At 65.4% G+C, this 21385-nt stretch carries 16 protein-coding genes; 6 read left to right on the forward strand and 10 right to left on the reverse strand.

The genetic code is table 11. The features are described 5' to 3' along the window. Nucleotides 1-36: 36 nt before the first annotated feature. Nucleotides 37-3504, forward strand: a complete 3468-nt coding sequence (locus tag NOF55_RS22560; protein ID WP_306413391.1) for an ATP-binding protein — start codon at nt 37-39, stop codon at nt 3502-3504. Beyond that, nucleotides 3497-4414, forward strand: coding sequence for a response regulator transcription factor (locus NOF55_RS22565; protein ID WP_306413392.1), 918 nt, complete (start codon nt 3497-3499; stop codon nt 4412-4414). The genes NOF55_RS22560 and NOF55_RS22565 overlap by 8 nt, the downstream gene beginning before the upstream one ends. A 90-nt stretch (nt 4415-4504) precedes the next feature. On the opposite strand, the gene NOF55_RS22570 is transcribed toward NOF55_RS22565, so the two are convergent. The 6 genes from NOF55_RS22570 to NOF55_RS22595 form a co-directional block, all read right to left on the reverse strand. Then, on the reverse strand, nt 4505-5065 hold the full coding sequence (locus NOF55_RS22570) for a DedA family protein (protein ID WP_306413393.1): 561 nt from the start codon (nt 5063-5065) through the stop codon (nt 4505-4507). Nucleotides 5066-5128: 63 nt separating this feature from the next. Then, on the reverse strand, nt 5129-6064 hold the full coding sequence (locus tag NOF55_RS22575; protein ID WP_306413415.1) for an alpha/beta hydrolase: 936 nt from the start codon (nt 6062-6064) through the stop codon (nt 5129-5131). Nucleotides 6065-6359: 295 nt separating this feature from the next. Then, nucleotides 6360-7427, reverse strand: coding sequence for a VWA domain-containing protein (locus NOF55_RS22580; RefSeq protein ID WP_306413394.1), 1068 nt, complete (start codon nt 7425-7427; stop codon nt 6360-6362). A 43-nt stretch (nt 7428-7470) separates the two neighbouring features. Beyond that, nucleotides 7471-8397 carry a DUF58 domain-containing protein gene (locus NOF55_RS22585; protein ID WP_306413395.1) on the reverse strand — a complete coding sequence of 309 codons (927 nt, stop codon included), beginning with the start codon at nt 8395-8397 and terminating at the stop codon, nt 7471-7473. Next, on the reverse strand, nt 8372-9391 hold the full coding sequence (locus tag NOF55_RS22590; RefSeq protein ID WP_306413396.1) for an AAA family ATPase: 1020 nt from the start codon (nt 9389-9391) through the stop codon (nt 8372-8374). Before NOF55_RS22590 ends, NOF55_RS22585 begins: the two co-directional genes overlap by 26 nt. A 29-nt stretch (nt 9392-9420) precedes the next feature. Further along, nucleotides 9421-10434, reverse strand: coding sequence for a S1C family serine protease (locus NOF55_RS22595; protein WP_306413397.1), 1014 nt, complete (start codon nt 10432-10434; stop codon nt 9421-9423). A 344-nt stretch (nt 10435-10778) separates the two neighbouring features. Between NOF55_RS22595 and NOF55_RS22600 the strand changes: the two genes are divergently transcribed. Both NOF55_RS22600 and NOF55_RS22605 read left to right on the forward strand, forming a co-directional pair. Further along, entirely contained in the window at nt 10779-11984 is a 1206-nt protein-coding gene (locus NOF55_RS22600; protein WP_306413398.1) for an alpha-hydroxy acid oxidase, read from the forward strand. Between the two features lie 11 nt (nt 11985-11995). Continuing rightward, complete coding sequence (locus NOF55_RS22605) at nt 11996-13168, forward strand: L-dopachrome tautomerase-related protein (protein WP_306413399.1); 1173 nt, start codon at nt 11996-11998, stop codon at nt 13166-13168. A gap of 54 nt (nt 13169-13222) precedes the next feature. Here NOF55_RS22605 and NOF55_RS22610 read toward each other — a convergent pair whose 3' ends face one another. Beyond that, on the reverse strand, nt 13223-13981 hold the full coding sequence (locus NOF55_RS22610; protein ID WP_306413400.1) for an SDR family NAD(P)-dependent oxidoreductase: 759 nt from the start codon (nt 13979-13981) through the stop codon (nt 13223-13225). Between the two features lie 102 nt (nt 13982-14083). Here NOF55_RS22610 and NOF55_RS22615 point away from each other — a divergent pair, with 102 nt between their 5' ends. Continuing rightward, nucleotides 14084-14995, forward strand: a complete 912-nt coding sequence (locus tag NOF55_RS22615; RefSeq protein WP_306413401.1) for a LysR family transcriptional regulator — start codon at nt 14084-14086, stop codon at nt 14993-14995. Nucleotides 14996-15113: 118 nt separating this feature from the next. Here the strand turns inward: NOF55_RS22615 and NOF55_RS22620 are convergent, their stop codons facing one another. The 3 genes from NOF55_RS22620 to NOF55_RS22630 all read right to left on the reverse strand — a co-directional run bounded on the left by NOF55_RS22620 (nt 15114) and on the right by NOF55_RS22630 (nt 19574). Continuing rightward, nucleotides 15114-16547: a hypothetical protein gene (locus NOF55_RS22620; RefSeq protein ID WP_306413402.1), complete on the reverse strand. Its 1434-nt coding sequence runs from the start codon at nt 16545-16547 to the stop codon at nt 15114-15116. Between the two features lie 239 nt (nt 16548-16786). Beyond that, the gene (locus NOF55_RS22625) at nt 16787-17953 is read right to left on the reverse strand and encodes an iron-containing alcohol dehydrogenase (protein ID WP_306413403.1); all 1167 of its coding nucleotides are present in this window, start codon (nt 17951-17953) and stop codon (nt 16787-16789) included. 175 nt (nt 17954-18128) lie between these two features. After that, on the reverse strand, nt 18129-19574 hold the full coding sequence (locus tag NOF55_RS22630; RefSeq protein WP_306413404.1) for an NAD-dependent succinate-semialdehyde dehydrogenase: 1446 nt from the start codon (nt 19572-19574) through the stop codon (nt 18129-18131). Between the two features lie 133 nt (nt 19575-19707). On the opposite strand from NOF55_RS22630, the gene NOF55_RS22635 reads away from it, so the two are divergent. Beyond that, nucleotides 19708-20493, forward strand: a complete 786-nt coding sequence (locus tag NOF55_RS22635) for an IclR family transcriptional regulator (protein ID WP_306413405.1) — start codon at nt 19708-19710, stop codon at nt 20491-20493. The last annotated feature ends 892 nt before the right edge of the window (nt 20494-21385 follow it).

Consider the following 21385-nt stretch of genomic DNA (forward strand, 5'->3'; position numbering starts at 1 on the left):
AAGTCGTTATTTTTATTTCGATTTTCAGGGGAACGAATGGCCGCTTCGATGGAATCCGACGTTCAGGCTGAACGGGAGCAGACCGGCTGGCGTGCCGGTGCGGCCGAAGCGCAACCCTCCGTTGCCGCGTCGCCCTCCGGCATGCGCATCCCGAGGGTGCGGCGCACCTACAACAAATGGGTCGCCAACCAGACGCTGGAGGATTGCGCGCTGCGCTTCACCGCCTACAAGGTGCGGCGCTTTTCGGCCGGGCGGATCGCCAATACCGCCATCGGCGCGGCCTCTTTCCTGGCGCTGGAGGCCATCGGCGGCGCGATCACGCTGAACTACGGCTTCACCAACGCGCTCGCCGCCATCCTCGTCACCTGCACCATCATCGTGCTGATGGCGGTGCCGGTCGCCTACAACGCCGTCACCTACGGCGTCGATATCGATCTCCTGACCCGCGGCACGGGATTCGGCTATATCGGCTCGACCGTCACCTCGCTGATCTACGCCACCTTCACGTTCATCTTCTTCGCCATAGAGGCGGCCATCGTGGCGACGGCGCTGGAGCTGTGCCTGGGTCTGCCGATGTCGGTGGGCTATGTGGTCAGCGCACTGGTGATCATCCCGCTCGTGACCCACGGCGTGACGTTCATCAGCCGCTTCCAGGCGGCGACGCAGCCCTTCTGGATCCTGTTGCAGGTCGCGCCCTTCGTGTTCATCGCGGCACAATCGGCCCCGGCGGTGCGGCAATGGACGGGCTATACCGGGCTGGCCGGATCGCCCGACGGCCATTTCGATCTCGCCCTGTTCGGCGCGGCGTCGGCGGTGATCTTCTCGCTGGCGGCGCAGATCGGCGAACAGGTCGACTTCCTGCGCTTCCTGCCGCCGAAGGAAAAGATCGGAAAGCGGCGCTGGTGGATCGCCGTGCTTTCAGCGGGACCGGGCTGGATGGTCATCGGCGCGCTGAAGATCGTCGGCGGCTCCTTTCTCGCCTTCTACGCGTTCCAGCACGGCGTGGACTTCCACGAGGCGTCCGAGCCGACGCGCATGTATCTCAACGTCTTCAGCCAGATGCTCGGATCGCCAGAGCTTGCCCTCGGCGTGACCGGCATCTTCGTCGTCATCTGCCAGACGAAGATCAACGTGACGAACAGCTATGCCGGCTCTATCGCCTGGTCGAATTTCTTTTCCCGCCTCACCTACAGCCATCCCGGCCGCGTCGTCTGGCTGGTGTTCAACGTGCTGCTCGGCCTGCTTCTGATGGAATTCGGCGTCTACAAGGCGCTGGAACGGACGCTCGGCCTCTACGCCATCGTCGCCGTCTCGTGGATGGCGGCCATCGTCGCCGATCTCGTCATCAACAAGCCGCTGGGGCTTTCGCCGCAGTTCATCGAGTTCAAGCGCGCCCATCTCTACGACGTCAATCCGGTCGGGTTCGGGGCCATGACCATTTCGGCGCTGGCCGCGCTGGCCGCCTATTTCGGCTTCTTCGGCGCGCTGGCCGCCAATCTCTACATCTTCGTCAGCCTTGTCGGCCCCTTCGTGCTGACGCCGCTGCTCGCCATCGCCACCAGGAGCCGATACTACATCGCGCGAACCTCGCATTTCCCCGAAAAGACCGGCACGCGGATTTCCTGCTGCATCTGCGAGCATCCGTTCGACCGCGAGGACATGGCCATGTGCCCCGTCTACAGCGGCCCGATCTGCTCCCTGTGCTGCTCCCTGGACGCGCGCTGCCACGACGGCTGCAAGGTGGACGCCCGGCTCGGCGAGCAGTTCCGGCTGGCGGCGCGGAAGCTCCTGCCGGAGAGGTTCTCCATCTGGGCGACGGGAGGCATCGCCCGCTACATCGTCGTCCTGTCGATCGTGACCTTCCTGCTCGGCGCCGTCTTCTGGCTGATCTATTTCCAGAGTACGCTGGACAGGCAATTGCCGCCCGCCGCCGTCGCCGCCCTTCTTTCCAAGCTGTTCGTCATCATCTTCATCATTTCCGGCATCATCGCCTGGCTGTTCGTGCTGGCGCAGGAAAGCCGCGCCTTCGCCGAGGAGGAGGCGCGGCGCCACACCCACCTGCTGATGGACGAGATCGGGGCGCACGAGGAAACCGACCGCCTGCTCCAGCAGGCCAAGGAGGCGGCGGAATCGGCCAATGTCGCCAAGAGCAAATATGTCGTCGGCCTGTCGCACGAGCTGCGAACGCCGCTCAACGCCATTCTCGGCTACGCCCAGCTTCTGGAGCGGCAGAAGAGCTTGCCCGATTACGTCGGCAACGCCGCCCGCACCATCAAGCGCAGCGGCCAGCACCTCGCCGACATGATCGAAGGCCTGCTCGACATTTCCAAGATCGAGGCCGGGCGTCTGGAAATCTTCCGGCACAAGATCGCGCTCAGGCCGTTCCTCGACCAGATCGTCGACATGCTGGCCATCCAGGCACAAGCGAAGGGCATCGGATTCGAGTTCCACGCCGGCCCGGCCATGCCGGAATTCGTCTACACGGACGACAAGCGGCTGCGGCAGGTGCTGATCAACCTCCTGTCCAACGCCATCAAGTTCACCCATGAGGGAAGCGTCCGCTTCTCCGTTGGCTATCGCGGCCAGATCGCCACCTTCGACATCGAGGATACCGGCATCGGAATCCCGAACGAGGATCTCGACCGCATCTTCCTGCCATTCGAGCGGGGCGAAGGCAGCAACGATTCCGCCCATCCGCCGGGCACGGGGCTGGGGCTCACCATCACCAGGCTGCTCGTCGACATCATGGGCGGCGAGATGGTGCTGCGCAGCACGCCGGGCAAGGGAACGCATGTTTCGGTGCGGCTGATGCTGTCGTCGGCAGGTTCCGCCGCCGAGGCCACGGGAACGGACCTCGCCATCGCCGGCTACGAGGGCAAGCGCCGAACCGTGCTCGTCGCCGATGACGACCCGGTGCTGCGCAAGCTGATGGAGGACGTGCTTTCGCCGCTCGACTTCACCGTGATCACCGTTCCGGACGGAACGGCCTGCCTGTCGGCGCTCTCGCTCTACCCGGTTGATATCGCCGTTCTGGACGTAGCGATGCCGGGCATGTCCGGCTGGGAGCTTGCCCGGCGCATCCGCCGCCGGCACGGCAGGGCGTTTCCGATCATGATGCTGTCGGCCGATGCCGGCGTGGACCGGGCGAATTCCGACAATGGCGACCTCTATGATGCCTACATCATCAAGCCCTTTACTTTCGAGGAGTTTTTCGAGCGGATCGCCGCACTCGTTCCGCTGGTCTGGATTTATGAGACCGACCATCCGCCGGAGATCGAAACGCCGGTCTTTTCGAAGGAGGAATTGCCCGAGCGGCAGCGCCTGAAACAACTGCTGACGCTGGCGCGGATGGGCTTCTTCCGCTCCGCCGAGGCCGCGCTCGCCGATATCGAGCGGTCCGCGCCCCGCACGGTGCGCTTCTGCACCCATCTGCGCTCGCTGACCATTGCGCCACGCCGCGCCGCGCTGGTGGCGGCCATCGAGGAGGTCTTGTCGAATGGTTGAGTTTGCCGAACCGAGCCATGTCCTGGTCGTCGACGATTCGCCCGATGCGCTGACCATGCTGGTCGACGCCTTGCGCATGGAGGGAATGCAGGTTTCCATTTCCGTCAACGGCCGCCAGGCGATCGCGATGGCGGTCGACACCGCACCCGATATCGTGCTGATGGACGCCGTCATGCCCGGCATGAACGGGTTCGAAACCTGCGAGATCCTCAAATCCGGGCGGGGGTTCGAGGACGTGCCGGTCATTTTCATGACCGGCTACAATGAAAGCGAGCATGTCGTCAGGGCGCTGGCCGCCGGCGGGGTCGATTTCATCAGCAAGCCGATCGTGCTCGACCAGCTTTTCGCCCGCATGCGCGTGCATCTGTCGAATGCCCGGCGGGCGCGCTCGGCCCGCCGGGCGCTCGATTCCACCGGACGCAGGATCGTGGCGTGCAGCGTCAACGGCAAGATCAACTGGTCGACGCCGCAGGCCGCCGAACTGCTCGAACGGGCCGGCATCCGGGTGGAAACCGGCGCCTACCTGCCGCTGTCGGTGGTCAACTGGCTGGCCGCATTCGGCACGCACGACACCGTGCCCGACGTCCTGCGCCATTCCCGCAACGGGGTCGACATCGAATTCCGCATCGTCGCCGACGCCACGGACGGCGAAATCCTCATGCGCCTGATCGACCGGCACCGGGGCACGGACGAGGAACAGCTTGCCAAGGCGTTCGGCCTCTCCCCGCGCGAAGCCGAGGTGCTCGTCTGGCTGGCGCACGGCAAGTCGAACAAGGAAATCGCCGACATTCTGGAAATGTCGCCGCGCACCGTGAACAAGCACCTGGAGCAGATCTTCAACAAGCTGGCCGTCGAAAAACGGACATCCGCCGCGACAATGGCGGTCAAGGTTCTGTGGCGGGAAAGCTGAAGACCGGCGCTGGCAGCTCGTTTGCTCCAATGATTTGTTCTTGCGCATTTCCGAACGGAAAACAGCTTCGCACTTTTCCTGAATTGCTCTCTAGGGTCGACCGATCAGACGCCTCGACAGGAGTGCTGCGACCACCGCCAGACACACGGCAACGGCCAAGGCGATCAGGAGGTGGACATGCAGATGGAGGCGTCCGAACAGGGCCTCCACACCATTGCCGAACAGATAGCCGATCGTCGTCACGGCAAGGCCCCACGCGATCGCCGCGATGGCGTTCAGGATCAGAAACCGCATGGCCGGCACCCTCGACAGGCCGACGGCGACCGGGCTGACCGTTCGCACTCCATAAAGGAACCGGAACGCCAGTATGAAAGCGACAGGATGAGCTTCGAGAAGAGCCGTGGCGCGCGCGACAAGCGGCGATGCCGCCACCCGCCGGACCCAAACGGCGCGCCTCGCTCGACGCCCTGCGAGAAAAAAGAACTGGTCGGCCGCAAACGATCCGAGGCATGCCGCCAATGCGACCTGCCAGTAGGCCATGAGATGGCGATGTGCCAGCACCCCGCCGAGGAAGGCCGCGGTTTCCCCCTCAACAGCCGCGCCGATGAACACCGCGACGGCGCCATAATTCCCGATCAGGCCCTCAAGCAATCACGTGCCCCCGCCTGACACATGTGGTCTCCATCCGTGTTCGTCCGCGATCATGTTACCAATCTAGTTCCTTGTCACGGTTTCCGTCTTGTCCCACCGGCTGTCGATGAAGGCCAGGACATCGACGATCGACGTCTTCCACACCGACCAGACGTGATCGCCATCGGTAATGCGCAGTTCGGAGGTCCGGCCGCCGGCCTGCAAGGTGTCGTGCAGCGCCACGGCACCGCGCCAGAGGTGAAAGCCGTCGTCGTCGCCAACGGTGAGAAAAGTCGCGGGGATATCCTCCTCCTCGGCAATGTGCTGGGCGACGAGCGTGAAGACATTCTTCTCGTTGAACAGGCGCGCGTCGAAGGGCGTGCCGAAGGAGCCGGAGAAATGGTCGCCGGTGGAGGGCAGAACGACGCCGCCGGTGACGGTGGTGCGGTCGACCCGGTGGAAGAAGGCGCTGTCCTGGATCAGCTTCAGTTCGTCGGGTGTCTTGTCGAGATCGGAGGCCGGGACGTTCTGCCAGATCGCGCCGGACATGCTGGCGACCGCGCCATAGAGATCGTCATGGGCATAGGCGAGATGCAGCGCGCCGAAGCCGCCCATCGAAAGGCCGGCTATGGCGCGGCCAGCGCGATCCTTGCGGGCGGAAAAATTCGCCTCGACGTAACGGCGCAGATCGTGGGTCACGGCCGTCTCGAAATCGCCGGGTCCGCCGACCGCCGCCGAATCCACATACCAGCTATTACTCACCCCCGGCATGACGACGAGCAGCGGCCGGATGGCGTTTTCCCCGATCAGGCGGTCCAGGGTCTGGCGGATATCACCGAGATCGCGCCAGCTCTTTTCATTGCCGTCATGGCCGTGCAGGAGATAGAGAACCGGCCAACCATCGGCCGGCGGCGGGCCGTCCGGCTGGTAAACGATGACCGGAAGGTCGGCGTCCAACGCATTGCTGCGAACCGCAAGTTCCGTCAGCGTGCCCGCATCCGCGCCGTCTGCCCAGGCCATTACCGCTGCGGCCACCAGAGCCGCCATTCCCGCCGCGCGCGTCTTCATCACCTGTCTCCGCCAGAACCGACATTCAAGGATGGATAGAGGGAAAATGCAACGGCGTGGCGCAGGTTCCGAGGCCGGCGACAGGCTGGACGCGTTGCGGGCCCAAAGGGCAGTGACCGCACCTGCCGGCAGGTCCCCGGCTGCGTTTCGACGCCCCCTCGCCCTTCTCGGCGCCGGAGGCCGAAGGAAATCCATCGCCGGCAGGCGGCAACCGACGCTCGGGTCGCGGCCGCCGTTGGTTCCCCGCTCAGAACACGCGGTTGAACCAGAGGGTCGACAATCCCGCCGCCGCCAGCGCGAACAGCGCCCCGACGCCTGCGAAAATGAAGGAGACTTCGGTCAGCTTCTTCTCGGTGATCAGTTGCGACGACATGGAGCGGTAGACGTCGGTGAGGTCGTCCGACGTCCGCGCCTCGAAATACTGGCCGCGGGTGGTCTCGGCGATATTCTTGAGCGAATCCGCATCGAGATGCGCGCGCATCGAACGGCCGGCGTAATTGACGATCTCGCCGGAGGGGGAGCCGAAGCCGACGGTGAACACGCGCACGCCGTAATCCGCCGCGGTCTGCCCGGCCTTGATCGGGTCCGGCCCGGTGGTGGTGGCCCCGTCAGTCAGGAGGATGATCACGGCGTTGTCGTAGCTTCCCGGCTCCACCGGCTCGTGCGGCGGCGCATCGGCAGCCGCGGCCGGTTCGTCGAGAGAGCGGCTGCTGTAGCCGGGCGGACGGGCGGCCTGCCCGCTCGAACCGCTGAATTCGGAGACGGACTCGAACCGTTCCTCGGGAAAGATGGTGGCGAGCGACATCAGCACGCCCGATCCTACAGCCGTGCCATGCCGCAGCTGGAAGCGGTCGATGGCGCCGTAGAGCGCCTCGCGGTCGATGGTGGGCTGCTGCACCAGCACGGCGGAGGAGGCGAAGGACACGATGCCGATCTGTACATTGCCCGGCTGGTCGGCGATGAACTGCCGGGCCGCCGCCTGCGCCGCCTCTATGCGGGTCGGCTCGACATCCTCGGCGCGCATGGAGCCGGAGGTATCCATCGCCAGGATCACCGTGGCCCGCGACGATGCCAGCGTCATCACCGCCGCCGGACGCGCCACCGCGAGAATGAGCGCCGTCATGGCGATGAGGAACAGCGCCGGCGGCACATGCCGGCGCCAGCGTCCGCGCGCGCCGACCGCCTGCTTGACGATCGAAAGGTTGGCGTAGCGCAGCGCCATCTTCTTGCGCCGCCTCAACAGGAAGATGTAGAGCCCCGCCAGAACGGGAAGGAGCAGCAATAGCCACAGCATTTCGGTCCAGATGAATGTCATCCCAAGGTCCCTTGTCTCGTCCGTCCCACCGCGTCTCGATGTCCTAAAGCGCCTTCATGGCGCCGCCTCCTCCCCCCAGTCGCCCGCTCGCCTTGCGCAGATCGGCAAAGCGCATGATCGCATCGACCAGATCGTCGCCGGTCGACAGTTCCAGCACGTCCAGCCCGGCCTTGGAGAAGGCTTCCTCCAGCATCGCCTCGTTCCGTTCCACCTCGGCGATGAAGCGGCGGCGGAACGCCCGGTCGTTGGTGTCGATCACGACCTGTTCGCCGGTCTCGATATCCTCGAAGGCAAGCAGCCCGACATCGGGCAGCAGCATGTCGAGCGGATCGACCAGCCGCACCGCGATGCCCTCATGGCGCCCCGAGAGCCGGAGGAGCGCCCACGCCCAGCCGGGCGTCGAAATGAAATCGGAGATGACGAAGACCATGCCGCGCCGCCTGAACATCGCCAGCGCCCGGTTGATGGCGGCGCCGAGATTGGTCTGCGGCGCGCGCGGCAGCACCGGCGACGCCATGATCCTGCTGATGATCCGCAGCACCTGCATGCGCCCGCTGCGCGGCGGCACGATCTCCTCGTCGACGCCGTTGAACAGCACGGCGCCCACCTTGTTGCCCTGGCGGGTCAGGAGCCGCGCCAGCACGGCGGTGAACTCCATCAGCACCTGCCGCTTGGTCACTTCGCCCGAGCCGAAGCCGGTGGACGGGCTGAGGTCGAGGAAGAACCAGGCCGTCGCCTCGCGATCCTCGTTGAACACCCTGACATGCGGCACCTCGGTCCGCGCCGTGACGTTCCAGTCGATGTGGCGCACGTCGTCGTAGGTCTGGTACTCGCGCAGGTCCGCGAGATCCAGGCCGAAACCGCGAAACAGCGTGCGGTAGTCGCCCCGCAACAGGCCGTCGAGCCGGCGGATGACCGTCCATTCGAGCCGCGCGAGCAGGCGTTCAGGTTGTTTCGGTGAGGCGGACATGGCTCTCCAGCGGCTTTTCGGGGGCGGGGATGAGCTGGAGGATCCGCCGGACGATCTGGTCAGCCGTCACCTCCTCCGACATCGCCTCGTAGGAGAGCACGATGCGGTGGCGCAGTACGTCGGGCGTCACGTCGATCACGTCCTCCGGCAGCACATAGTCGCGGCCGCGCAGGAAGGCGAGCGCCCGCCCCGCCTCGATCAGGTTGATGGTGGCGCGGGGACTTGCCCCGTAAAGCATCAGCCTCGACGCCTCCGAAAAGCCGAACCGCTCGGGATTGCGTGTGGCGCTCACCAGCTTGACCGCGAACTGGATGAGCGAGGGATCGACATAGAGCGTGCGGCAGTGCGCCTGCAATTGCGCAAGCTGCTCCGTGCTGGCGACGCGGGCGATCGCCTGCGCCGCGCCCGTCACCCGCGAGACGATCACGAACTCCTCCTCCTCCGTCGGATAGCCGACCAGCACCTTCATCATGAAGCGGTCGACCTGCGCCTCGGGAAGCGGATAGGTGCCTTCGGTCTCGATCGGGTTCTGCGTCGCCATGACCACGAAGGGATTGGGCACCTTGTGCGTTTCCCCCGCAATCGTCACCTGGCGCTCCTGCATCACTTCCAGCAGGGCGCTCTGCACCTTGGCCGGCGCGCGGTTGATTTCGTCGGCGAGCAGCAGATTGCAGAAGACCGGGCCGAGAGAGGTCGAGAAGTCGCCGGTTTTCTGGTTGTAGATGCGCGTGCCCACGAGGTCCGCGGGCACGAGATCCGGCGTGAACTGGATGCGCTTGAACGAGCCCTGGATGGCGTGGGCAAGCGTGTTGACGGTCAGCGTCTTGGCGAGGCCGGGCACGCCTTCGACCAGGAGATGTCCCCTGGCGAGCAGCGCCACCAGCACGCGCTCGAGGAAATGATCCTGTCCGACGACGACTTTCTTCACCTCGTAGAGGACCTGTTCCATGAGCGCATTGGCTGCGGGAGCGGGGTTTTGTGCCTGTTCGTTCATCATCACCTGCCGGGTTGGCGTTGCAGATCTTAAAGCGGCGATTCTCCCGCAGCGGATGCGGCGTTCTCGATCGGCACGGCAAAGCCGATGCCGGCGAAGGTGCGCACCCCGGACGGGTTGTAGATGGCGGTCACGATGCCAACCACCTCACCGTTGGCGTCGACCAGCGGGCCGCCCGAATTGCCGGGATTGGCCGCCGCGTCGAACTGGATGAGATTGGACATCACCGGTCGTCCCTCGGCGGAGAACTGCCGTTTCAGCCCGGAGACGATGCCGGCGGAAGCGGACGGCCCTATGCCGAAGGGAAAGCCGACGGCGACCACCGGATCGCCGGGCCGCAGGCCGGCGGTCGAGGCAAGCGTCGCCGGCGCCAGGTCGTCGGGTATGGTGGCGGGTCGGATGACCGCCAGGTCGTTCTCGGGCTGGGCGCTGACGATGCTGGCTTCCGACTCGGTGCCGTCGAAGAAGGTCACGCGCAGCCGCGGCGCGGCGCCCGCCACATGAAGGTTGGTGAGGATGGTGCCGTTCTCGTCGATCACCACGCCCGTGCCGACGGCCGTGAACTTCTCGTGGAAGTTTTCGTCGCCGCCTTCTTCCCGGCCGGTCGCCGTATCGGGATCGGAAGGCGGTGCGGCGCTCTCGTCCTCGTCGGCCTTCTTGGGGTCGTAGCCGCTGACGCGGACCACCGAGCCGATGACGCCGGCATAGGCCAACGCCGTGGGCGCCGACGCCGCCGGGCGCTGATCGATGGCGAAGTTGACGGCGGCATTGAGATCGGCCTGGGTCAGGTTCTGGCCCGGCGGACGCAGGACCTCGATGACACCGACGGCAACAAGCGCGATGGCGACACTGAGCGCCACCAGCGTCCGGCCGGGATAGCGGGCGTAAAGCCGGTTCCAGCCGGCCTGCGCCCGTTCGCGCAGACCGGGGCCGTCATCATCGACGGCGTAGGAGATGTCCGGGGCCGGCGAGCCCTGCGGCAGGCCTGTCGCTCTCCCGCTCCGCGGCCTGCCGGATTTGCTGTAGAGGGGGCGTCGTTTCAAGGCGGGACTCCTGTCGTATTTCACGGGGTGTCTGCACCAACTGCTCCATCACCAAGACCAGGCAACGCCGTTGCCGAGTCACTTTCTCGTATACAGGCCGCGCCCCGGCATCGGACCGGCGAAAGGGCGGCGGGCATGCGGTCGCTTCGGACGGTCCTTTTTCTGAAGTCCCGGCCCGATCCGGCCACCCGGAACCGACCTCTGCACGAGACACCAGATTGCCGCCGTGAAGCCAATCAATCAATGCTCAATATGTTTTGACGTGCAGGTAAGTGGTTGTGAATGGAACCCCCTCAACCGAGAGTGTTAGCTGGACGGGTAACGAATGCCTGAAGGAAATTTCGATGAGCAATGCATACGATACCGAGCTTTCTTCCTCCCGCCGCGACATGCTGAAACTCGCCGGCGTCGGGGTGGCTGCCGCGGCGCTGGCCTCGACCGCGACGAATGCGGCGGCACAGGTGCCGGAAGAAGCCGACACGGAAGCCCTGTCGATCATGCGCAAGGGCATCGACAGGACGCTCGACGTCATCAATATCGACCTGCTCGAAGAGGCGGCGCAGAAGATCTATCCCGAGGGGGCCTATGCCTTCATCCGCAACGGCTCCGGCAAGCAGTGGACGTTGAACGAGAACCAGCGCGCCTGGGGAGACTACGTCTTCACGCCGAACCGGATGAGCGGCGTCGTGCGCGACAATATCGATCTCTCGGTCGAACTTCTCGGGCTGCAACTGCCCCACCCCTTCATCGTGACGCCGTTCGGCAGTCATGGACTGCACCATCCCGCCGCCGAGATCGCGACCGTGACCGGCGCCGGCAGGAGCGGCGGGCTCGCCTGCGTTTCCAGCGCCTCGACGGCCTCGATGGAGGATATCGCCACGGCGAGCGACGGCGCGAAGTTCTTCCAGATCTACCTCGACGTCGACCCCGGCATCACCCGCGAGCTGCTGCAACGGGCGAAGGATTCCGGCTTCCATGCGATCATCCTCACCGTGGACGCGATCGGGCAAGGCTCGTCGGACGAGTATGTCCGGCTGGGGCGCTCCCGCCCCTGGCTTCCCTACGGCAATTTCGCGCCGGGGCAATCGACGCGGTTCAAGACGGATCTTTCCTGGAGCGACGTCGAGATGATCCGTGAAGCGACGGACCTTCCGGTGGTCGTGAAAGGCATCACCCGGCCCGAAGATGCCCGCGCGGCGGTCGAGGCCGGCGCCGGTGCGGTGCAGGTTTCCAACCACGGCGGCCGTGCGCTGGACGGAACGCCTGCGTCGATCACGGTTCTGCCGGCCATTGCCGATACGCTGCAAGGCGACGTGCCGATCATCCTCGACAGCGGAATCCGCCGCGGAACGGATGTCGTCAAGGCCCTGGCGCTTGGCGCCGACGCCGTGGCGATCGGCCGGCCAGTGATGTACGGGCTGTGCCTTGGCGGCGCCAGCGGCGTCGACAGCGTCATCTCCTACTTCCATCGCGAGACCGTGGACACGACGCTGCACTGCGGCGTCGATGCCATATCGAAGCTTGGAAGTTCCCACGTCCGCAAACCTTGAAGGAATCTCCCATGAACAGACGCAGATTCTGCCAATCCATGCTTCTCGCCTCCGCGGCCGGGTTTTTCCCCACGCTGCGCACCGCCCATGCCACATCCGGGGCGGTCGATTACGGAGCGACCAAAGGGGTCGGTCCCGATCTCGTCGAGGTCGCGCATTCGCCCTGGGTCTGCAACGCGGCGGCCGTGACCCGCGACGGCAAGGTGTTCTTCGGCCTTCCCCGCTGGTCGGACACCGCCGAAACCCCTTCGGTCGCACGGCTCGGGGAGAACGGGCAGCTTGAGCCGTTTCCCGGCGGCGGCTGGAACGCGTGGCAGCCCGGCGAGCCGGGCGACGAGGCCTTCGTTTCCGTCAACGCGATCCATATCTTCGACGATGACACGCTGTGGGTCGTGGACAAGGGAAGCCCGACGGCGGGCGCGCCTTCCCAAAGGCTGCTCCAGTTCGACACCGGCAGCGGCGCATTGCTGCGCACAATCACCTTCGACGAAGCAGCGCTGCCGCCGGGCGCGGGGATCAACGATCTGCGCTTCGACGCGGAAAATATCTACGTGACCGATTCCGGCGCCGGCGCGATCCTCGTCCACAATCTGGAAAGCGGGCGGACGCTGAGGAGGCTCGCCGACCATGCCTCGACCAAGGCCTCGCCGGAGCGACCGCCTTACGGAGAGGGCGGCCAGCTGCTCCAGCACGCCGATGGCTCGCCGTTCGTCGTCCATGCCGACCAGCTCGAAATCAGCCCGGACGGACATTGGCTCTATTACCAGGCCGTCACGGGGCCCCTCTACCGCGTGCCGACGACGGCCCTGCGCGACGAGAGCCTCTCCGAGGAGGCGCTCGCGGAACAGGTGGAATTCTTCTACGACACGCCGACGCTGATGGGAACGGGCATGGACGATGCCGGCAACATCTACATGGCGGAGTTCGGCAATCCGCGCATCACGGTCCTGTCGCCGGACGGGACGTTGCGGGTGCTCGCGGAAGACGACCGGCTGTGGGGACCGGACGCCCTGTTCATCTCCGAGCAGCGCGAGATCTACATCCCCTGCCCGCAACTCGGTCGCCATGCAGCCAATCGCGGGCCGGACGGCGAGGACGCGGTAGTGCTGCCCTATACGATCTACAAGGTCGCATTGCCCGATACGTTCGGCGGTCGCCAGCCCGTTCCGCCGGTCGCGACGTGACGCACCCGAAGCGGGGACGGCGGGCTCGACAGCCTGCCGTCCCCGCGCCGGTCGCTAAAGGCGCGGCCCGGCGAGCGTGAAGCCGCCGTCGACGACGATCTCCTGTCCCGTGACGAACCGGGCATCCTCCGACAGAAGCCAGGCGACCGTTCCCGCCACGTCTTCCGGCGTTCCGTTGCGGCGCAGCGGCGCATGGGCCGCAAGCCGCGCCGAGACGGCCGGATCGAGCGCTTCGTCGGCCATCGGCGTCAGGATGATTCCGGGGCTGACGGCATTGACGCGGTTGCCACGCGGCCCTTCTTCCATCGCCAGTGTGCGCATCATCGCCAGAAGCGCGCCCTTGGTGGCCGCATAAGCCCCCGCGCCCGGCATGACGCCGTTCACGGTCCACGATGCGTTGATGACGACGGCGCCGCCCTCCAGCAAGGGCAGGCAATGCTTGATGGACAGAAACGTCCCGAGCAGGTTCGTGGCGACCGGCCCGTCGAAATCGGCGAGTTCGGTGTCGCCCAGCGGCTTGAACGCTCCCAGCACACCTGCATTGGCAAAAAGACCGTCCACTTGGCCGGCCTCGCCGGCGACCTGCCGGAACAGCGCAGCGACGCTATCGGCCTTGCCGATATCGCAGGGGATGACCGATGCGAGCCCGCCGCCGGCCGCGATCTCGGCGGCCAGCCGCTCGAGCGGCTCCGCCCGGCGCCCGACGAGAACGGTCCGCGCCCCCTCCTTCGCAAGACGGATCGCGGCTGACCGCCCCATGCCCGTTCCCGCACCCGTGACGACGACTGTTTTCCCAACGAACCGCGCGAGCATTCTTCCATCTCCTTCAGGTTTTGCCTCGAGGTCGTTGTAATTGCCTTTCACATAAACGATAATCGACAAAAATATTGGATCATTTGAAAGCAATCCCATTAAATGGACCTGTTCCGCTCCATGCATGCCTTCGTCGCAACGGTGCAGGCCGGCTCGATGAGCGCGGCCGCAACGAACCTAGGGCAATCGCCGGCGATGGTCGGGCAGCATATCGCCGCGCTGGAGGAGCGCCTCGGCACCCGGCTCCTGAACCGGACGACGCGCCGCCAGAGCCTGACGGATTTCGGCGCCAGCTATTTCGAGCAGTGCCGCGACATTCTCGACCGGATCGCGCTTGCCGAAGAGGCCGCCGAGGTGCAGCGGACCACGGTTCGGGGGCGATTGCGCATAACGGCGCCGACGACCTTCGGCGCGGAAGCGCTGATGCCGACGCTCGCCGGCTACCGGGCGGCGGCGGCGGAGGTGGAACTCGACATTGCCCTGACCGACCGGAATGTCGATCTCGTCGAAGAGGGGTTCGACGTCGCCTTCCGCATCGGCGCGATGCCGGACAGCAGCATGATCGCGCGGCCGCTGATGCCCTATCGCATGGCGATCTGCGCCGCGCCCGCCTACCTCGCCCGCCGGGGCACGCCCTCGCATCCGGGCGAACTCGGCGGCCACGAGGCGATTGCCTTCACGCCCTCGGCGCGCTCGCCCTGGCGGTTCACCCGCGGAGAAGAGAATATAGAGGTTTCGCCGGTCCCGATGATAACGGTGAACAACGGCCAAGCCGTCCGCGCGGCCGCATGCGCGGGCCTCGGCATCATCGTGCAACCGGAAATCCTGCTGAAGCGCGATATCGATGAAGGCCGCCTCACCCGGCTTTTTCCACAGTGGCGGCTCGGCGAACGGCCGATGTGGCTGCTCTATTATCGCGATCGCCGCATGACGCCGCGATTGCGCAGCTTTATTTCATTCGCCGTCGCGGCCTTCGGCTCGTCGGCCGGTCCCGAAGATCCGACGAAAATCTAGGTTCGGAACACAAGCCGTATCGTTTCCCGCGACACGTTCATGGTGTGCGAAAACCGCCGGCCCTTCGGACCGGCGGCGGTTGCGGCGCGGGTCGGCGTTGCCGCTCCCCGCGCCCTCATCACGGTTTCGTCGCTACTTCCGCATCCGCCAGGCCGGCATCGGACCGGTGCTCGCTTGACGGTATGTCCACGATCACCGGCTGGTCCTTGACGAAGGTCTTGTCGACCTCGCCGGCAAAGAACCGCCGACCGTAGATCAGTGCGCAGAGAACGACACCGGTCGCGAAAGCCCAGGCCGCACCGCGGGTGGCCAGCACCGCACCGGTCACGCCCGCGATGCCGAGATCGCGTTGCGAACGCGCCTCCATGACCCCGATCCGCACCGAGACATAGCCCTGGATCAGCAGCGTCAGCGTCAGGGCCACACCGAGGATCGGCTGCACCAGCGTCACGATCGGCATCAGGAAAAGGCCGGTATTCGTGCCCCACCGGAACGAGCCGAGCCCGCCGAACAGCGAATCCATCGACTTGCGCCCCTTGGAGAAGCGTTCGCAGATCACCACCTGCATTGCCGCCCAGGCGGGCCCGCACATCGTCACGTCCGGGCCGAGCACCGACATGACGGTATTGCGCGACCCGAAGATCAGGTGGGCGCGATCCGGGTTGTAGTCGATCTTTTCGTCCGGCCGGTGGGTCTGCGCGTCGCGGATGATCGAGCGCGTCTTCAGAACGTCGCCGAACAGCACGATATAGGCGGCGAGCGCCGTCGGCAGCGCCGACAGGAACATGTGCGCCGGCGGAAAGCCCAGGCCGAAGATCGTGTATTCCGCCCACAGCCGGTGGAAGTCGGGCGCCGAGAAGGACCATTCGAGCGCGGGCCACGGCGCCTCGCCGAACAGGGGTGCGATGACGACGGCCAGAAGGATGCAGGGCAGAATGCCCAGCTTGCCAACGAAGCCCGCGATGCCGCCCTGGCGCGACATGTGCGCGAAGGCCGTCGAGAACATCAGGTAGAAGCACAGACCGATGGCGATGGAGATCGTGTAGGGAAACGTGTCGAAGTTCCCGCCGATCTTGAAGACCGAGATCACCGCGGAAATGCCCGCGCCGATGATGATGCCGGATTTGATCGCCTGCGGAATCGCCTGCACCACCCTGTGCGCCGCGCCGGTGGCGCCGATGGCGATCGACAGGATCCCCAGCGTCATCTGGAACGATACCAGCGCATGCACGCGCTCCGGCCCTTCCGGGAAGGTCGCACAATAGGCCATGATCAGCGGCACGGCGGGGGTGATCCAGCCCGGAATCACCGGGTCGCCGAGCAGATGGTGGCTCAGATAGAAAAGGCCGTTGAGGATGATCACCGCCAGCGCCACCTCGAAGGGCATGCCCAGAAGCTCGGTCATCAGCGGGATGGCTGACAGGTCGACTGCGCACATCAGCAGTCCCTGACAGTAATCCGGCCACTCGAAACGGTAATGGATGAAAGGCAGCCGGATCTTGAACGGCCCGGCCGGCCAATAGGGCTGTTCCTGCCCCTCGATACGTTCCATCGTCAAAGGAATCCTCCATTCTCCCCGGAGAAGGCGGCGGATACGACCGTCCCTTTCCCTCCCCACATATCCTCAGGTCCCGGCGCCCGGACCGCGCGGCGAGAACCGCCACGCTGTTCCTCCGGTTCGGGCCGGCCAGAGCGCCGTGCGTCCGAACGGACGCACGAAGAACACTCTCTCTTTTCGCATCCGGAGCATCCTGTCTGCGACCGGGTGATGCCACCCGATCGCAGGATGCTTCAGAAAGCTTCCCGATAAAGACGCAGTGCGTCGGCCTCGGTCACTTCGACCGGGTTGTTGACCAGAAGTCGCGTCTGAAGCATCGCGTCACGCGCGAGCATCGGCAGGTCGGCTTCCGGCACCTTCACGTCGCGCAGGCGCATCGGCGCGCCCGAGCGGTCCATCAGGTCCTGCATGAAGTTCACGAAATTCGCCGACCGCGCCTGGACGCCCTCGTTCGACGGCCCGATCACCACGTCAGCAAGTTCCGCGTAAAGCGGAGCTGCCGCCGTCATGTTGAACCGCAGCACCGGCCCGAGCATCAGCGCGTTCGTCAGCCCGTGCGGCAGGTGGTAATGCCCGCCGAGCGGATAGGCGAGCGCATGAACGGCGCCGACGGGGCTATTGGAAAAGGCCTGGCCGGCGAAATTCGCACCGAGCAGCATTCCCTCGCGCGCCGCACGGTCCGTGCCGTCCTTGCAGGCGGCGATCAGGTTCTGCGTCAGAAGCTTCAGCGCCGCGCAGGCGAAAACGTCCGACAGCGGGTTTTTCTTGTGCTGGCCGGTGAAGGCCTCGATGGCGTGGACCATCGCATCGATGCCGGTCGCGGCCGTCTGCACCGCCGGCAGGCCGGTCGTCAGTTCCGCGTCCAGAAGCACGCGGTCGGCATAAAGCTGCTGCGACACCACGCCCATCTTGGTCGTCTCGCCGGTGGTCAGGATGGTGATGTTCGTCACCTCCGAACCCGTGCCGGCGGTGGTCGGCACCTGCACCAGCGGCGCGCGCTTGCCCTCGACCTTGCCGATGCCATAGAGTTGCGAAAGCTCCTGTTCGCTGACGAGCAGGACCGCGACGAGCTTGGCGATATCCATAGACGAACCGCCGCCGAGCCCCAGAACGATATCGGCGCCGATCTCCTTGCCCTGTGCGACGCAGGACATCAGCACCGCCTCCGGCGGATCGGCAACCACGTCGTCGAAGACGCTGATCGTGAAGCCGGCCTTCGCCAGCGACGCCTTTGCCGGGTCCAGCACGCCCGCCTTGTGCAGCCCCTTGTCGGTGACGATCAGCAGGTTGCGCTCGGAGAACCAGCCCGAAAGCAGTTCGCCCAGGCGGCGCGCGCCGCCCCATTCCACCTGCATCGAGCCCGGCGTGTCGAAGGAAAACGGTTTGATCCCGTCGGTCATTTTCTCACTCCCTGTCATTTGAATGCGGATTGCCGGCCTGCCGCCTCACGGCCCCGGCGCCAGAGCGTTACGGCCTTTCATGCGCATGCCGAAACGCTCTATCGTTCGATTTTCCACGCAGTTCCGGACGCTAGAACGCGATCCGGACTTTCGCCGGAACTGCCCCAAGGCAGCGTCAGAGGGCGCTACAGATGTATTTGAGTTCGAGATATTCCTCGATCCCGTATTTCGATCCTTCGCGGCCGAGACCCGATTGCTTGACGCCGCCGAACGGCGCCACCTCGTTCGAGATCAGCCCGGTATTGTGCCCGACCATCCCGTATTCGAGCCCCTCGGACACCCGCACCATCCGCGCATGGTCGCGGGTGTAGAAATAGGCGGCAAGGCCGAAGATCGTGTCGTTCGCCATCGCGATCACCTCTTCCTCGGTGTCGAAGACGAAAAGCGGCGCGAGCGGGCCGAAGGTTTCCTCCTTCGCGACCTTCATCTCGGAAGTGACGCCCGTCAGGATCGCCGGCTCGAAGTAGAGCCCGCCGAGGCGCTTGCCACCGAGGATCAGCTTCGCGCCCTTGGAGACCGCGTCGGCGATATGGTCCTCGACCTTGTCGAGCGCCTTCGGCTCGATCATCGGGCCGATCTCGGTACCGGGCTCGATGCCGTTTCCGACCTTCAGCGCCTTCACCTTTTCAGCCAGCTTCGCCGCAAACGCCTCATAGATGCCGCGCTGGACATAGAGACGGTTGGCGCAGACGCAGGTCTGGCCCGCATTGCGGTATTTCGAGGCGATGGCGCCCTCGACAGCCGCATCGAGATCGGCGTCGTCGAAGACGATGAAGGGCGCGTTGCCGCCAAGCTCCAGGCTCATCTTCTTGATGGTCGGCGCGCATTGCGCCATCAAAAGCCGGCCCACCTCGGTCGATCCGGTGAAGGACAGCTTCGTCACCACCTCGCTGTCGGTCAGCACCTTGCCGATCTTCGAGGCGGAGCCGGTCACGACCTGCAGGACGCCCGCCGGAATGCCGGCGCGCACCGCAAGCTCGCCCAGCGCCAGCGCCGAAAGCGGCGTCAGGTCGGCCGGGCGCACGATCATCGAGCAGCCGGCGGCCAGTGCCGGGGCCGCCTTGCGGGTGATCATCGCCGCCGGGAAGTTCCACGGCGTGATCGCCGCGGTCACACCGACCGGCTGGCGGATCACCGTGATGCGCTGATTGGCGCGCGGCGCGGGAATGGTGTCGCCATAGACGCGCTTCGCCTCCTCGGCGAACCATTCGATGAAGGATGCGGCATAGGCGATCTCGCCCTTCGCCTCGGCCAGCGGCTTGCCCTGCTCCAGCGTCATGATGAGGCCGAGGTCGTCGACATTTTCCAGCATCAGTTCGAACCAGCGGCGCAGCTTCGCCGAACGATCCTTCGCCGCCAGCGCCGCCCAGTCTTTCTGCGCCTTGCGCGCGGCAGCGATCACCGCCGGCATCTCTTCCGGAGCCAGATTCGGAACGCGGCCGACGACAGAGCCATCGGCCGGATTGGTCACGTCGATCGTTTCCCCCGAAGCGGCCTGCACCCAAGCTCCATCCACAAGGCAGGCACCCTTCAGAAGGCTCGGATCTTTCAGATTAGACAATTTCGGCCTCCCCGATTAGATATGAATTGGCAGAAATATCGTTCAATATACTGAACATCATTCCATAAACTGAACGTATATCGCAGCGCACACAATTGTCAATCATCGACCCACGCAGACGGGAGGGGAACACATGCAAGCAGACGGACAGGACGACGGGCAGGCAGCGAAAGAGACCGGCAAGGGCCGCGTTCCGGCGGTGGTGCGCGCCGTGGCGGTTCTCGACCTGATCGCGGACATGCCGAAAAGCCTCGGCGTGTCGGACATCGCCCGGCATCTCGGACTGCCGAAAAGCTCGGTCCACGGGATCTGCGAAACGCTCGTCGGCCTCGGCCTTCTGCGATTCGGCCCCGGCGGCTACGGCCCCGGGCCCCGGCCGCTCAGTTGGAGCGCCGCCTTCCTGCGCCGCTCATCGCTGGTGAGCGAGTTCCAGCATCTCCTCGCCCATGACAGGCGGCTCTCGGACTTTACGGTGACGCTCTCGACACTCGACGGGGCGAGCGTCGTCTACCTCGCCTGCCACAACGCAGACAAGCCGCTCGGCTTCATCTTCCATGCCGGCATGCAGCTGCCCGCGGTCTATACCGCAACCGGCAAGGCGATGCTTTCGGCCCTGCCCGAGGCCGAGCGCCGCGCCCGCATCGCCGGTCCCTGGCATCCGCCCTTCACGGCGAACAGCGTGCGCGGCCCGGTCGAATTCGAACAGGACGTCCAGCGCTGGCGAACGCTCGGCTATGCCGTCGACAATGGCGAGATCCGCGAGGGCATGGTCTGTCTCGGCGCGCCGATCCTGAACGACCGGGGAATGCCGGCGGCGGGCATCGCCGTGTCCATGACCAGCGCCGAGGCCCGCCCGGAGGTTCGCGAAACGCTCGGCGCGATCATCGTCGAAATCGCCCGGAAACTCTCGGGGCATTAAAGACGGCGGCCGCGCATTTCCCCCAGCCGCTCAGTCCCACCAGTTACGGCAAGGCACCACCCTTTCGGCGAAGCGTCACCGAAAAGGGTACGGTGAAGGACTAGCCTTCCAATTCAATATCTTAATGGAATTCGACGGAATTTACGGGAAGCCGGTAATGGAGCGGGTAGCGGGACTCGAATTTGGCAGCCATGTCGTTGATCCAGAATACAATTTCACCAGTCCGCTAGGGCTGATGGACAGAATCTTGGCAAGAGGCTTTTCATTCCGCGTGCCCCGTCGGTAGCAAGCGCTATGCGCGCTGATGGCAGGCCTCACGCCGTGACCGTGCCTGCCTTTTGGTATCTCCCTCTCTTCCTCGACCCCGCACGGACGATTTGGCCACCGTGACTGCGCGCGGCTCGCTGTAGCAGTTGCAGGCCATTGGCCAGCAACTTTCGTTTTCGCTCTCGCTCCCGGGCGCAGGTTGGGCAGGCGGCACCGCGCTTGACGTGCCTGCCTCGCCGCTGCCAGCGATGTCCCGCGCTGCAGAGAAAGTCGTACAGCGCACCGTCGCCCTGCCACGAGCGGCTGGTACAAATGACCCCAGCGCTGCGGGCCAGCGCATGGAGGGTGTCGAGACGCGCTTGCATATCGCACCGTATGCAGCGGAGCCGACCGGCCAGCAGCTGTGCCGGTGGCGCCAGAAAGGTGTGGCCATTCGAGCAGGCGAAACGATGCGCGACGTGCCACCCCCTCCAACATTGGTCGGGGCTGGTAAAGCGCGCGCGCTCAGCTGCGGCGCGGAGCGCGGGCGAACGACTGAGGACGGAATGGGCATCCATTGGATTCATGCAAGCCGGCAAAGCTCCAAAAATCATGAGGAGCCGCCACGGCCCCCGGGACCGCCAGC

This window comes from Ectorhizobium quercum, assembly GCF_026552795.1.
Lineage (GTDB): Bacteria > Pseudomonadota > Alphaproteobacteria > Rhizobiales > Rhizobiaceae > Ectorhizobium > Ectorhizobium quercum.